This is a genomic window from Sorangium sp. So ce448, from assembly GCF_051520915.1.
GTDB classification, from domain to species: domain Bacteria; phylum Myxococcota_A; class Polyangia; order Polyangiales; family Polyangiaceae; genus Sorangium; species Sorangium cellulosum_B.
In genome coordinates this window covers 9,161,083-9,173,674 of sequence record NZ_CP150343.1, presented here as the reverse complement: position 1 = coordinate 9,173,674, position 12,592 = coordinate 9,161,083, and the positions used below count along the sequence as shown (strand labels likewise).

The window sequence follows — 12,592 nt, the reverse complement described above, 5'->3', positions numbered from 1 at the left end:
CTCAGCGAGATTGGCGAGACGAGGCAGCCTTCGGCTGGCTTCCGACGAACGCCGCCAGGTGCTCGCCGGTCAGCGTCGACTTCGCGGCCACCAGGTCGGCCGGGGTGCCTTCGAACACGATCCGCCCGCCGTCGTGGCCCGCGCCCGGCCCGAGGTCGATGATCCAGTCGGCGTGCGCCATCACCGCCTGGTGGTGCTCGATCACGATGACCGACTTGCCGGAGTCGACGAGCCGGTCCAGCAGCCCGAGCAGCTGCTCGAGGTCGGCCAGGTGCAGCCCGGTTGTCGGCTCGTCGAGCACGTAGACGCCGCCGTCGGCGCCCATGTGTGTCGCGAGCTTGAGCCGCTGCCGCTCGCCACCCGACAGCGTGGTGAGCGGCTGGCCGAGCCGCAGGTAGCCGAGCCCCACGTCGGCCATGCGCTGCAGGATCGCGTGCGCGGCCGGCGTATGCCCCTTGCCAGCGCCGAAGAAGCCGACCGCCTCCGCGACCGACAGATCGAGCACCTCGGCGATGTTGAGCTTGCCGAGGCGGTACTCCAGGACAGACGCCTGGAACCGCCGGCCCTCGCAGTCCTCGCACACCGTGGTGACGCCGGCCATCATCGCGAGATCGGTGTAGATCACCCCGGCGCCGTTGCAGGTCGGACAGGCACCCTCGGAGTTGGCGCTGAACAGGGCGGGCTTCACGCCGTTGGCCTTCGCGAACGCCTTGCGGATCGGCTCCAGCAGATCGGTGTACGTCGCCGGGTTGCTCCGCCGCGAGCCACGGATCGGGGTCTGGTCGACCGACACCACCCCGTCACGGCCGGACACCGAGCCGTGGATCAGCGAGCTCTTGCCCGACCCCGCCACGCCGGTCACCACCACCAGCACGCCGAGCGGGATGTCGACGTCGACGTTCTTCAGGTTGTGCGCGCGCGCGCCGCGCACCTTCATGACTCCTGACGGCTTCCGCACCGATCGCTTCAGGGAGACCCGGTCGCTCAGGTGACGCCCGGTGAGCGTGCCGCTCGCCCGCAGCCCGTCGACGGTGCCCGTGAAGACCACCTCTCCGCCGGCGGTGCCGGCGCCCGGGCCCAGGTCGACGACATGGTCGGCGATCGCGATCGTCTCCGGTTTGTGCTCGACAACGAGGACGGTATTGCCCTTGTCGCGCAGCCGCAGCAGCAGCTCGTTCATCCGCTGGATGTCGTGGGGGTGCAGCCCCACCGTCGGCTCGTCGAAGACGTAGGTGACGTCGGTGAGCGACGACCCGAGGTGGCCAATCATCTTGGTGCGCTGCGCCTCGCCGCCCGACAGCGTGCCCGACGGCCGGTCGAGGCTGAGGTAGCCCAGCCCGATCTCGACGAACGAGTCGAGCGTGTGCCGCAGCGTCGCCAAGAGCGGCTTGACGGACGGCTCGTTCAGATCGCGCACCCACCTGGCCAGGTCGTTGATCTGCATCGCGCAGGCGTCGGCGATGTTGATCCCCTTGATCTTCGAGGACCGGGCAGCCTCGCTGAGCCGCGTGCCGCCGCACTCGGGACAGGTGGAGAACTTGATCGCGCGCTCCACGAACGCCCGGATGTGGGGCTGCATCGCGTCGACGTCCTTGGACAGCATCGACTTCTGGATCTTCGGGATCAGCCCTTCGTAAGTCAGGTTGATGCCTTCAACCTTGATCTTGGTCGGCTCCTTGTGGAGCAGGTCGTGGAGCTCCTTCTTCGTGAACTTGCGGATCGGCTTGTTTGGGTCGAAGAAGCCGCACCCGTTGAAGATGCGCCCGTACCATCCATCCATCGAGTACCCGGGGATGTTGAGCGCACCCTCGTTGAGCGACTTGCTGTCATCGTAGAGCTGGGACAGGTCGAAGTCGGAGACGGATCCCATGCCCTCGCATTTCGGGCACATGCCTCCGTTGACCACGAACTCGCGCTTCTCGGTCTTCTTCCCGCCGGCCTTCTCGATCGAGATCGCCCCGACCCCACGGACGGACGGGACGTTGAAGGAGAAGGCATTGGACGAGCCGATGTGCGGCTTGCCGAGGCGGCTCCACAGCACCCGCAGCATCGCGTTGGCGTCGGTCGCGGTACCGACCGTCGAGCGGGAGTTGGCGCCCATCCGCTCCTGGTCGACGATGATCGCGGTCGTCAGCCCTTCCAGCACGTCGACCTCGGGCCGGGCCAGCGTCGGCATGAACCCCTGCACGAACGCGCTGTAGGTCTCGTTGATCAGCCGCTGTGACTCCGCCGCGATGGTGCCGAACACGAGCGACGACTTGCCCGATCCCGAGACGCCGGTGAACACGGTCAGCCGCCGCTTGGGGATCTCGACGCTGACGTCCTTGAGGTTGTTCTCCCGGGCACCCTGGACGCGGATCCAATCGTGGCTGTCTGCGGCGTGCTGTCTGTCTGCGGCTTGCTGCTTGGAGGAGGCCATGTTCGCGATCATGCCATCAACACCGACGGTCTGTGAAGAGGTTCCGGCAACCTGCGTGAGTCCGGCCGCAGCGCCCACGACGTCACCGCAAGCGCGAGGACCACGAGCGGCGCGATGATGTGGCCAGCGTTGCTCATGGAGTCGCTGGCGCCGACGGCGGCCCAGGCGAAGGCGGCGCCGGTGAGGTCGAACACGAGGCCCGCATACGCCCACTCCTTCAAGCGCGGGAATCTCGGCGCCAGCAGCGCGAGCGCGCCGAGCAGCTTCCAGATGCCCAGGAACGTGACGAAGTGCAGCGGGTAGCCGAGGCGCACGAAGCCATCGACGCTCGCCGGCGCGTGGAGGACGTGGGCCACGCCGCCCGAGACCATGGACGACGCGACCACGCCTGTGGTCACCCAGTAGGCCACGAGCCTCGCCCGGCTCATGAGATCCTCTCGAGCAGGTCGACGAGCTTCCCGCCCATCATCTTCCAGCCGTAGCGCGCGCCGCCGAAGTTCTGCTTCTGGTCCGGCTTGAAGCCCGATTGCACGAGCGACAGGCGCGTGCCCGACGCCGTGGGCGTGAGCGTGAAGGTCACGACGGTTTCCAGGAAGGGGACGCTCCACGTGTAGCTGAGCTTCCGACGTGCTTCGATCTCGACGAACCGGCAATTCACGGTGCCGTCCCAGCCGGGGTACGGCTGCGTCTTGAGCGTGAACGCCGCCCCCGGCTCGAGCTGGAGACCGATGGTGGGCAGGAGCCACTCCGCGAGCAGCGCCGGTTCGGTGAGCGCGCGCCACACCTTCTCCGGCGAGTGCTTCAGATCGAACTCGAACGAAATGGCTTCGGTCTGCGATTCTGCGGTCGTGTCGGTGGGGTTCATTCGTCCATTTTCTCCAGCAGTTGTTCGAGGCGATCGACGCGCTCCGTCCAGAAGGCGCGGTAGTGCGCGATCCAGTCGACGAGCGGCTTCAGTCCGCGCGGCTCCACCCGGTAGTAGACACAGCGCCCCTCGCGCCGGCCGCTCACGAGGCCGGCGTCCTTCAACGTCGCGAGGTGCTGCGAGATCGCCGGCTGCGAGATGTCGAAGCGCGACGTGAGGTCCTTCACGGCCGCTTCGCCACGCGTGAGCGACTCGAAGATCGCCCGGCGGCTGGGGTCCGCCAGCGCCTGGAAGATCTTGTCTTCGACCACGGCCGCGCTCTGCATCCACGACTTATAAGCCGCGGCTTATTGATTGTCAAGCGCGCGGATCGGGCTGCCTGGGCGCGTCGAAGCGGTGAGGCATGGTTCTGCGAAGCAGCCAGCTCTCTTGGTACGTGAAGGGGCGCACGAGCGCGGGGAGTGTCTTCTCCTCCGCCTGGATCCGTGCGGCTTACTGCCCGGCCTTCGGATCCATCCACACCACCTCCCAGTGGTGCCCGTCGAGGTCCTCGAAGCTCCGGCTGTACATGAACCCGTGGTCCTCCGGCGGCCCCGCCTCCTTGCCGCCGCCGGCGAGCGCCTTCGCCACCATCGCGTCCACCTCGGCACGGCTCTCGCACGACAGCCCGAAGGCCCCTTCCACGTGCGTCGCGGTGTCGCAGATCTCCTTCTTGGTGAACGTCTTGAAGAACGGCTCGACGAGCAGCATCGCGTAGGCGTGCTCGCCGATGAGCATGCAGGCGGCCTGCTCGCCCGTGACCTTCGGGTTGAACGTGAAGCCGAGGGCCTTGAAGAACGCCACGGTGCGATCGAGGTTCTTGATGGGCAGGCTGACGAAGAGCTTGTGGGACATGAAAATGTCCTCCTTCTGCTCGATGGACCCCCCGTCCGCGGAGAACTCATCGGTCGCTCGAAAAAATCTTCGCGCCCTGCTCCGGCAGCTCCAGGGGTGCGGCCTTGCGCCGCTCGCCGAGCTGCGCCTCGTGCGAGCCCGTCGCGGCCGAGGAGCTCACCGAACTCCCGCTCGGAGAGCGCGGCCGCCTCCGTCACCGCGCGTCCCGTCAGCCGGGACGGCTCGCTGGCCGGCTCCTGAGTGACAAGGTCGTCAGTGGTCGCCGGCCGATGCCAGGGCCTGGAACCGGGTGATGGCTTCGTAGACTCCCAGGCCGATGCCTCTGCTGAGCTGGTCCCGCTCGACCATGTTATGTGCCAGAAAGATCAGCACCGAGCTGTCGCCCGCGTCCGCGCGCCACCAGCCTCCGAAGCCGCCTGGCCAACCGACTGCGCCCTCGCGGCCCCCACACACCGTGGGCTCGGCCTTCTTCGGATCGAGCACCACGGCGACGCCCATCCCGAACCCGTGACCGCCCCGGAAGAGCGGCATGCCTCCCACTTCAGCCGTGGGGCGCTGCTGCTCCGTGAGGCGGTTGGAGGTCATCAAGGCGAGGGTTTCAGGCCGCAGGATACGCACGCCATCCACGGCGCCTGCTCCCAGGAAGATGCGCGCGAACGCGAGATAGTCGTCCAGCGTCGACCACAGCCCCTGGCCGCCGGAGACATAATCCATGTCATCAGGCCGTTCAGGAACCGTCGAGTCGCCTGGACAGGTGACGCGCGTGGCGAGGCGGCTCGAGCCATCAAACCCGCAGTTCTTGACCCGCCGGTCCCGCTTCTCACGTGGCACGATGAAGCTGGTGTCGGCCATGCCCAGCGGATCGAAGATCCGGCGCTTGAGCACGTCGCCGAGCGGCGCGTCCTCGATGCGCGCAATGAGCAACCCGAGCAGATCGGTCGAGTGGCCATAGTGAAGGGTGGCCCCCGGCTGGTCGAGCAACGGCAAGGCAGCCAGCCGCTTGATCCAGTCGTCGGGCGCCACGTGGCTGTCGATGTCGCCTCCCAGCGCCTCCCCATAGGCCTTCGCCAGGGGGCCACGATGCAGAGCCCCGTAGGTCAGTCCCGAGCGGTGCGTCAGCAGATCCTCGAAGGTGATCAGTCGCTCTGCCGGGTCGGTCTCGTCGAGCGGGCCCGTGGGAGAGCGCAGGACGCGCATGTCTCTGAACTCCGGCGCCCAGCGAGCGATCGGATCGGTCAGCGCGAAGCGCCTCTCCTCGAACAGCATGAGCGCCGCCGTCGAGGTGATCGGCTTCGTCATCGACGCGATGCGGAACAGACTGTCATGCTCGAGGGGCAGCCTGGCCTCCAGGTCTCGCCACCCGACAGACGCGCGCTGAACCACCTCGCCGTCGCGCCAGACCAGCGTCGCTGCGTTGGCGAGCGTGCCAGAGTCCACGATCGCTCCGACGGCCCTCGCGATCGGGTCTGCTCCGTTCATTCGTCCCCTCGATTCATGCCATGTCCGGTCAACGTCGCGATCCGCTGCGTCGCAGGGCCTGGCGGCGGGTTATAGCATGTAGACGGCGAGGCACCGCGGCCAACCTCCGTATCCCCGCGACCACGGTCGCGACGCTCCGCGGCCTTCAGGGAGGAGCACCCGGAGCGCGTGCGTGGTACCTTGGCCCGCATGAAGGAGGCCGGCCCCTCGGGGCTCAGGGAACGCAAGAAGGAGCGCACGCGCGCGCAGATCATCGAGACCGCGATCGAGCTCTTCCTGAAGAACGGCTACGAGCAGACGACCCTCGATGACGTGCTCGGGGTGGTCGAGGTCTCACGGAGGACGTTCTTCCGCTACTTCGAGTCGAAGGAAGACCTCGTGATCGCGTGGATGGACCAGTTCATCGAGGCGGCGCGCGAGGCGGTGCGGGCGCGCCCGCGGAGCGAGCCGCCCGTCGTGGCGCTGCGGAACGCCGTCAAGACGATCGTGAAGTTCCACGAGGGGGATCTGCCCCGCTTCGCCCTGATCCAGCAGTTCGTCGCCCGGACGCCGGCGATCCGCGCGAGGCAGCGCGAGCGGCTGGGACACTGCGGGGAGGAGATCTGCGAGCCGCTGGCCGAGCGCATGGGCCTGGACGCGCGGCACGATCTCGCGCCGCGCGTGCTGGCGAGCTGCGCGATGGCGGTCGTGCAATCCGCGATGGACGCGTGGATCGCGCGCGGGGCCACCGAGGACCTGCCAGAGCTCGTGGACGAGGCCTTCCGGACGCTCGCGCGCGAGTTCGGCCGCGGTGGGAGCGGCTCCTCGCCGCAATGAGCGCCGGCTCGGTCGTTTCCTCCTGAGGCGCGCCTCCGGTTCGTCTTGCCGGCGAGGAGCGCACGCGAGGAAAAGTGCGCCTTCTTGACAAGTGCCACTGAGGAGCTATTGTCTCTGGGTAGCTGCTCCCCGCCGCGTTCCGGTGCTTGAGGCGGCTGGCTGGGCAATGCCGGTCACGATGAGAAAGGAGTCCTATGGCAAGGGTGTTGATTACCGGGTGCAGCAGCGGATTCGGTTTCGAGGCCGCCAAGACGTTCCGAGCTCGTGGGGACGAGGTGTTCGCCGGCGTGCGTGACTTGAGCGGAAGAACCGTCGGCGAGTTGAGGGAGCTCGGTGTGACGCCGGTCGTGATCGATGTCACCGACGACGTGGCTGTCGAGCGCGGTGTCACCCAGGTGCTGGCGGCAGGCCCGCTCGACGCGCTGGTCAACAACGCGGCGATCTACCTGCACGCCACGGTCGAGGAGACGTCGGACGCCCAGGCATACCGGATGTTCGAGACGAACTTCTTCGGTCCGCTGCGGATGAGCAGGGCGGTGCTGCCCTCGATGCGCGCCCGAAGACACGGGGTGATCGTCAATGTGTCTTCCGTCGCCGGTTTCCTCGGATTGCCGGGGGACGGCATCTACGCCGCGACCAAGTTTGCGCTCGTGGGGATGTCCGAAGCCCTCTACCATGAAACCAAGCCGTTCGGCGTCCGCGTGCGGGTCGTGGAGCCGGGCGCGTTCCCAACGACGGAGATCTTGCGCAAGGCTCTGGGATCGGCGCGTCAGTTCGGATCTCCTTACCAGGCCCACCTGGACGCCTTCGCGTCGGCGATGAGCTCGTTCCAGAAGGCCGCACCGGTCCCGGATGCCAACCTGGTGGTCGAGGCCATCTGGCGCGCGGTGCACGAACCGGAGACGCCGTTCCAGCAACCCGTCGGCGCCGACGCGCAGGCCGTGGCGGCCGCTCGCCGTGCGCAGCCATTCGAGGCCATCGAAGCGATGATCCAGCAGACGCTCGGGCTCGGGTCAGCGTCGTAGGTCGCGCGAAACGCGTCGCCTCCGGGACGCGCTGCCCCCGTCCTCGGCGGCCTTCTCCTCCTCGCCGCGGCCGCGTATGCCGCTCGGCGATCCGGGGCTCGATCGGGCGGCTGATCGGTGCGCCATCGAGCGCATCCCGGTGCACGTGCATGCGCTCCGACGTCACGCTCCCTGACCGAGGACCCTCGTTCAGTGGAAGGCGAACCGGTCGACCGTGATCGTGTAGCTGAGCTGTTCGCCGCGCTCGATGCGGCCACCGAGCGATATATGGTGCTCCTCGCCGCTCGTCGCCACGTACTTTGCGTCGGCCGCCACGAACGTGCACGCACCCTCGATCGGCTGCGGGCGCTCGGAGAGGCAGCTGTAGCCGTCCTCGGCGACGGGGCGACAGATGCGGGTGTCGATCTTCAGCGCCTCGACCTCCACGCGTGAAAACAGGCGCTCCTCGTAGGTGATCTTCATGGGCTTCTCGCAATGAACGTAGATGGGCACGTACTGGTGCTGCGTGTCCTCGTACACGACGCCGTCTTCGATCTCCTCGCGCGTGCCCGCGGCCACGTCCAGATAGCCCTTCAGGCGGACCGGTGCCTCGACCGCGGCGGGGAGACCCTCGGCGGGCATCGCCTCGGCGTGCGGGTGATCGCCGGCGTAGACGAGGACGTTGAGGAAGCGGTGCCGCGCGCCGTCCCCGATGGGGTTGAAGATCTCGCTGGCCGCGTCGCATCGCGCTGCCTGCTCGGCGGAGTGGCTCTCCATGTTGTCCCCGGTCGACTCGAACCCGAGCTCGTAGACGCCCACGCTCGCTCCCCAGCCATTGTCGTCCTTGGACGCGGCCAGGCCGGCGGCGTCGTTGTTTGGGGCGATCCAGAGGTTGTTGGTGGTGAGCGCGGGGACGTGCGCCAGCGAGCGAACGACGGAGCCGTCGTCGCCGCAGCCGCGCCCGATCTGTTCATAGGTGGTGTCTACCTCCGCCGGAGTCGACGGGGTTGCCGGCGCCTCGGTGGGCTCGGCGATCGCGTCGCCGTCCGATCCGCCGCAGCCCGCGACGAAGACGAAAGGAGCCCCCACGAGAACCAGCGAACGAAAGTAATTCCTCATGACGGCGGTGGGAGCAAAGCTCGTACCTTCCCGATCCATGCGGATTTTCCGTCCAAATCGCAGCGCGAGACGCGACGCGTGAACGGGGCGCCACACCTCGGCCGCTCACGACGCGGCCGGCGTCATCGATCTCTCCGCCGAGCGCACCCGGCGCGGCAGGTAGCCCCGGCTGGGCCCGCGCTCGCGGCGGGCGACGTGGAGGCGGCGCGCAGGCCGCGGCGGCCGCTCGCCGCGCGCAGCCATCGTCAAGAGGCCCGAAAGAGGCCCGATACCGTGGCGTCAGCCATGGGGCGCGGTCCCCGTGTCGCCCTCGATCTCGCGCTTCAACGTCCGATCCAGCGCGAAGGTCCCGCCCGGTACGAGCGACGCGAGGAGCGCCGTGAGCGAACGGCGACGCGGCCAGTCGCGCTCGGTGGCCGCGCGAAAGAGCGCCGAGACGAAGAGGAGAAAGAAGAGCCCGTGGGCGCTGCCGGCGATCCGGACCGCGATCGGCAGGCCGAAGATGTATTTGAGCGGCATCGCGACGGTGAGGAGGACCAGGAACGACAGCCCTTCCAGGAAGCCGACGACGCGCAGGGTGCGAAGCGCGCTCATGATCGGACGTCAGACCAGGTGGGCCGAAAGACCATCATCAGCAGCACCACGAAGAGAGGGGCAAAGGTCGAGACGAACGCGCCGAGCGTGCGCCGCTCGCGCGCGACGCTGCGAACGAGGGCGAGCTGCGAGACCAGCGACAGGACGAGCCCTGCGATGACCCAGAGCTCCATCAAAGGAATCTGCAGCTGCGTGGTCATCAGGTATCCCGCGATCCACGTGACGACCAGCCCTGGGGAGGCCACGGCGTGGACGGCGCGCTTGCGATCGGCGTGCACCGTGGCGACGAAGCTGCCAATGAGGCCGCCCGCGTACAGGATGACGCCAAGGAACTTGATCAACCGTAGAATCTGGTAGGCGGGCATGAGGGGGGCTCCATGGCGCGGCGCGAGGCGCTCTTCACGGTTCGCCTTCTCGGGACGAACACGACGGCTCCGAGACGTGAGACGGTCGGAGGGGCTCGCAAACGGGGCATGCCCCGGATGCCAGTGGCACCGAGCCGTCATCGCTCGGCAGTTGGCACGGCCGGGATATGGCACAGCCGGGACGGTCCCGCGAGGGGGCGTTCGTGCCAATCTTCGACGACTTCTGGCCAGCCCAACGTCCCGGACCCGCGTCGGATCATAAAACCGTTGGCATGAAGTGGATCATCAAGCATCTTTCGGCCATGCACGTCGTGGCTGTGGTTGCGATGGACGGGGTCGTCCCCTTCGACCTGTCGACGCCCTGCGAGGTGTTCGGGCGTGTCCGGCTGCCCGGGGGTCGGGCCGGGTATCAAGTCCGTGTTTGCGGGGTGACGCGCGAGGTGAGCGCCGGAGCGTTCGATCTCCGGGTGCGCTGCGGCCTCGACGAGCTGACGCGAGCGGACACCATCATCCTTCCGGGCATCGCCGAGGTGAGCGTCCCGGTCCCGGAGGCGCTCTTGCACGCGGTCCGCGCCGCGGCGGCCTCGGGCGCCCGCGTCGCCTCCATCTGCTCCGGGGCGTTCCTCCTCGCCGCGACCGGGCTGCTCGACGGGCGCCGCGCCACGACCCACTGGCTCGCGACGGACGAGCTCGCGCGCCGCCACCCGGCCATTCGCGTCGACCCGAAGGTGCTCTACGTGGATGAGGGGCAGTTTCTGACGTCGGCGGGCGCCGCGGCGGCGTTCGACCTCTGCCTCCACATGGTGCGGCTCGACTACGGCTCGGCCGTGGCCGCGGACACGGCGCGGCTCTCGGTGATGCCGCTCGAGCGCGACGGGGGGCAGTCGCAGTTCATCGTCCACGAACCGCCCGCGCCGGACGGCTCGTCGCTCGAGCCGCTGCTGCGGTGGATCGAGGAGAGCCTCGACAAGCCGCTCACGCTCGAGGACATCGCGCGGCGCGCGGCCCTCAGCGTGCGCACGCTGAGCCGCCGCTTCCGCGAGCAGACCGGCACCACGCCGCTCCAATGGCTGCTCCGGGCCCGCGTGCGCCGCGCGCAGCAGCTGCTCGAAACGACGGGGCACTCGGTGGAGTCGATCGCGGCGAGGGTCGGGTTCGGCTCGCCGACCGCCTTTCGCGAGCACTTCCAGCGGCTCGTGACCACGAGCCCGCAGGCGTACCGCCGCGCCTTCCGCGCCGCGCCGATCAAGGCGAACGGACGCCGGGGGGCGAGCGTGAAGTCGAGCGCTCCTTGAGCGCTGGATCGGGCGAGGCGCCTCGCGCCCTCCCGGTCAGGCGCCCTTCCACCCGAGCCGCTGAAGCCGCTCTCTCGCCCCCTTCACCCCGAAGATCGTCGTGTCTCCCGGCGGCACGATCGGCGCGATCCGCCCTCAGTCTTCGGCCCTGACGATGAACCCGAGCAGCGCCAAGAAGATGGAGGCCCCCGGGCGCCATACTGAGCGCGTTCTTTGAGGGGTGGCAAACAAGCCCAGCCGACGCCAGTAACGGGACGGAGAGCCGTCGAGCAATCCGCCTCAGACGTAGTGAACGAGCGGGTGAACGGGACGGTGCCGAACTCGCTGACGCACACCTTGACCATCCACGTTGCCGGTCGCGCTCTGACCCTCGTCTGCAAGGACCGCTTGGACGTAAGGTGGCCTAAGTCACCTGTTGACGCCGCCTTGCGTCAGGAGAAGCATCCGGGATCGGGGGAGGGCATGGGGCACGGGCTGAAGGCAAAGGCGCGCGTGTTCGTGCTGTGCGGCTGTGCCTGCGCGCTCGCCAATAGTGTTCCGGTGCCGGCACACGCACTCGAGTTCAGCGGCGGCGTCAGCGTGGGCGGGATCCAGATCGGGATCGAGCCCAGGCTGGCCGTGAGCCCCTTCGCCGGGTGGCTCTGGCGCAGCGAGGGGGACTTCAGGCTCGAAGCCCATAACATGCTCAGCATCGTTCCAGGCTATGGTGTCGGGTTCTACGACCGAACGGCCGTCACTCTTGGGTACGCCACGAAGACAACGACCGTCAGCCTCGGGCCGTCCCTGGCGATCTACTCGATGCCGGTATGCAATATCGTGATCTGTAACCGCGTGGTGGGGGTTGCACCAGGCGGCCGCGCCCATTCCGATTGGTACTTCGCCGGGCCCTTGGGCGTGTCCACCAGCGTCCATGTGGACTGGACGGGCGGCAGTAGTCGCGTTCTTCCTGGAAGTCTGGTTGTGATGGTGACCACTGGACCAGCTTGGAGATTTGGGGCAAGGTCGAAATGAACAAGATATTTGTTGTTCTGTGCTTCGGGCTCGCGGCGTGTAATTACGATGTGGGAGAGTGCTGGGTCCGCGGTGAGGGAAACGAAGGTGCCGGCGGCAGCATCATCACCCCGACAGGAGGGGATGGGGCCTTCGGGTATGTGCCGGCAAGGCCGCAAAACGCACCGGTGGGAAGCGGAGCCTCTGAGGCGATGGCAGGGTGCACCCCCGACTGCCTAGAGGCGTGCAAGGAAAAGTGTGACAAGATATGGGAACTCTGCCGTGACAACTGCCCAAGGGGCGACACGACCTGCCTAAAGAAGTGTACTGATGAATATAGTCGATGCCTCAAAGACTGCGACAGGAGATGTAAGTGATGCTCGAGCTGACCTTTAAGCTGACCCCAGAAGAGGGCGAGCCGCGCGACATCGTGGTTCGGATCCACCAGCCGACCCGAAACCCTCCGGAGAAAGAATGGCCTTGGGCTGTCACCATAGACCTCGATGGCCGCCCATTCACCACATATGGAATGGATCCTCTGAATGCAGTCGAGCACGGAGCCCAGCACGCCGCGATCGTGTTGCGCGGGGTCCATGGTGATGCGCTCGATCCGCCCATCGAGCCGCGGATGAAGGAGGGCCAATAATCGACTCACAGATGCGCCAAGCCTGCCCATAGCCGGGACCGAGGCGTACTCGGCGTCGGCTCCCTGGGTGCTGCTCGAAGGCGGCAACCCGTCGGCGCCGACGCGC

At 67.7% G+C, this 12,592-nt stretch carries 14 protein-coding genes; 5 read left to right on the top strand and 9 right to left on the bottom strand.

Annotation, left to right across the window (positions count from 1 at the left end):
• Position 1: 1 nt before the first annotated feature.
• The 6 genes from WMF45_RS34750 to WMF45_RS34725 all read right to left on the bottom strand — a co-directional run bounded on the left by WMF45_RS34750 (position 2) and on the right by WMF45_RS34725 (position 5,657).
• Positions 2–2,419: an ATP-binding cassette domain-containing protein gene (locus WMF45_RS34750; RefSeq protein ID WP_437709672.1), complete on the bottom strand. Its 2,418-nt coding sequence runs from the start codon at positions 2,417–2,419 to the stop codon at positions 2–4.
• An 8-nt stretch (positions 2,420–2,427) separates the two neighbouring features.
• Positions 2,428–2,847, bottom strand: a complete 420-nt coding sequence (locus tag WMF45_RS34745) for a DoxX family protein (protein ID WP_437709670.1) — start codon at positions 2,845–2,847, stop codon at positions 2,428–2,430.
• Entirely contained in the window at positions 2,844–3,284 is a 441-nt protein-coding gene (locus WMF45_RS34740) for an SRPBCC family protein (RefSeq protein WP_437709668.1), read from the bottom strand. Before WMF45_RS34740 ends, WMF45_RS34745 begins: the two co-directional genes overlap by 4 nt.
• Positions 3,281–3,610, bottom strand: coding sequence for an ArsR/SmtB family transcription factor (locus WMF45_RS34735; RefSeq protein WP_437709667.1), 330 nt, complete (start codon positions 3,608–3,610; stop codon positions 3,281–3,283). Before WMF45_RS34735 ends, WMF45_RS34740 begins: the two co-directional genes overlap by 4 nt.
• A 166-nt stretch (positions 3,611–3,776) precedes the next feature.
• A complete protein-coding gene (locus WMF45_RS34730) occupies positions 3,777–4,178 on the bottom strand; it encodes a VOC family protein (RefSeq protein ID WP_437709665.1) in 402 nt (133 codons plus the stop codon).
• 252 nt (positions 4,179–4,430) lie between these two features.
• A complete protein-coding gene (locus WMF45_RS34725; protein WP_437709663.1) occupies positions 4,431–5,657 on the bottom strand; it encodes a serine hydrolase domain-containing protein in 1,227 nt (408 codons plus the stop codon).
• A gap of 189 nt (positions 5,658–5,846) precedes the next feature.
• Here WMF45_RS34725 and WMF45_RS34720 point away from each other — a divergent pair, with 189 nt between their 5' ends.
• Positions 5,847–6,473, top strand: a complete 627-nt coding sequence (locus tag WMF45_RS34720) for an acyl-CoA-like ligand-binding transcription factor (protein ID WP_437709661.1) — start codon at positions 5,847–5,849, stop codon at positions 6,471–6,473.
• 194 nt (positions 6,474–6,667) lie between these two features.
• The gene (locus WMF45_RS34715) at positions 6,668–7,498 is read left to right on the top strand and encodes an SDR family oxidoreductase (RefSeq protein ID WP_437709659.1); all 831 of its coding nucleotides are present in this window, start codon (positions 6,668–6,670) and stop codon (positions 7,496–7,498) included.
• 189 nt (positions 7,499–7,687) lie between these two features.
• Here the strand turns inward: WMF45_RS34715 and WMF45_RS34710 are convergent, their stop codons facing one another.
• The 3 genes from WMF45_RS34710 to WMF45_RS34700 form a co-directional block, all read right to left on the bottom strand.
• The gene (locus tag WMF45_RS34710) at positions 7,688–8,596 is read right to left on the bottom strand and encodes a hypothetical protein (RefSeq protein ID WP_437709657.1); all 909 of its coding nucleotides are present in this window, start codon (positions 8,594–8,596) and stop codon (positions 7,688–7,690) included.
• 279 nt (positions 8,597–8,875) lie between these two features.
• Positions 8,876–9,190: a DUF3817 domain-containing protein gene (locus tag WMF45_RS34705; RefSeq protein ID WP_437709655.1), complete on the bottom strand. Its 315-nt coding sequence runs from the start codon at positions 9,188–9,190 to the stop codon at positions 8,876–8,878.
• A complete protein-coding gene (locus tag WMF45_RS34700) occupies positions 9,187–9,555 on the bottom strand; it encodes a hypothetical protein (protein WP_437709653.1) in 369 nt (122 codons plus the stop codon). The genes WMF45_RS34705 and WMF45_RS34700 overlap by 4 nt, the downstream gene beginning before the upstream one ends.
• A gap of 302 nt (positions 9,556–9,857) precedes the next feature.
• Between WMF45_RS34700 and WMF45_RS34695 the strand changes: the two genes are divergently transcribed.
• The 3 genes from WMF45_RS34695 to WMF45_RS34685 all read left to right on the top strand — a co-directional run bounded on the left by WMF45_RS34695 (position 9,858) and on the right by WMF45_RS34685 (position 12,486).
• The gene (locus tag WMF45_RS34695; protein ID WP_437719608.1) at positions 9,858–10,850 is read left to right on the top strand and encodes a GlxA family transcriptional regulator; all 993 of its coding nucleotides are present in this window, start codon (positions 9,858–9,860) and stop codon (positions 10,848–10,850) included.
• Between the two features lie 288 nt (positions 10,851–11,138).
• Positions 11,139–11,861, top strand: a complete 723-nt coding sequence (locus WMF45_RS34690; RefSeq protein ID WP_437709651.1) for a hypothetical protein — start codon at positions 11,139–11,141, stop codon at positions 11,859–11,861.
• A gap of 355 nt (positions 11,862–12,216) precedes the next feature.
• Positions 12,217–12,486 carry a hypothetical protein gene (locus tag WMF45_RS34685; RefSeq protein WP_437719607.1) on the top strand — a complete coding sequence of 90 codons (270 nt, stop codon included), beginning with the start codon at positions 12,217–12,219 and terminating at the stop codon, positions 12,484–12,486.
• Positions 12,487–12,592 lie beyond the last annotated feature (106 nt).

Excerpts from the sequence above, each read along its gene's own strand:
- WMF45_RS34750 (WP_437709672.1), bottom strand. The coding sequence starts at position 2,419 with ATGGCCTCCTCCAAGCAGCAAGCCGCAGACAGACAGCACGCCGCAGAC.
- WMF45_RS34745 (WP_437709670.1), bottom strand. The coding sequence starts at position 2,847 with ATGAGCCGGGCGAGGCTCGTGGCCTACTGGGTGACCACAGGCGTGGTC.
- WMF45_RS34740 (WP_437709668.1), bottom strand. The coding sequence starts at position 3,284 with ATGAACCCCACCGACACGACCGCAGAATCGCAGACCGAAGCCATTTCG.
- WMF45_RS34735 (WP_437709667.1), bottom strand. The coding sequence starts at position 3,610 with ATGCAGAGCGCGGCCGTGGTCGAAGACAAGATCTTCCAGGCGCTGGCG.
- WMF45_RS34730 (WP_437709665.1), bottom strand. The coding sequence starts at position 4,178 with ATGTCCCACAAGCTCTTCGTCAGCCTGCCCATCAAGAACCTCGATCGC.
- WMF45_RS34725 (WP_437709663.1), bottom strand. The coding sequence starts at position 5,657 with ATGAACGGAGCAGACCCGATCGCGAGGGCCGTCGGAGCGATCGTGGAC.
- WMF45_RS34720 (WP_437709661.1), top strand. The coding sequence starts at position 5,847 with ATGAAGGAGGCCGGCCCCTCGGGGCTCAGGGAACGCAAGAAGGAGCGC.
- WMF45_RS34715 (WP_437709659.1), top strand. The coding sequence starts at position 6,668 with ATGGCAAGGGTGTTGATTACCGGGTGCAGCAGCGGATTCGGTTTCGAG.
- WMF45_RS34710 (WP_437709657.1), bottom strand. The coding sequence starts at position 8,596 with ATGAGGAATTACTTTCGTTCGCTGGTTCTCGTGGGGGCTCCTTTCGTC.
- WMF45_RS34705 (WP_437709655.1), bottom strand. The coding sequence starts at position 9,190 with ATGAGCGCGCTTCGCACCCTGCGCGTCGTCGGCTTCCTGGAAGGGCTG.
- WMF45_RS34700 (WP_437709653.1), bottom strand. The coding sequence starts at position 9,555 with ATGCCCGCCTACCAGATTCTACGGTTGATCAAGTTCCTTGGCGTCATC.
- WMF45_RS34695 (WP_437719608.1), top strand. The coding sequence starts at position 9,858 with ATGCACGTCGTGGCTGTGGTTGCGATGGACGGGGTCGTCCCCTTCGAC.
- WMF45_RS34685 (WP_437719607.1), top strand. The coding sequence starts at position 12,217 with ATGCTCGAGCTGACCTTTAAGCTGACCCCAGAAGAGGGCGAGCCGCGC.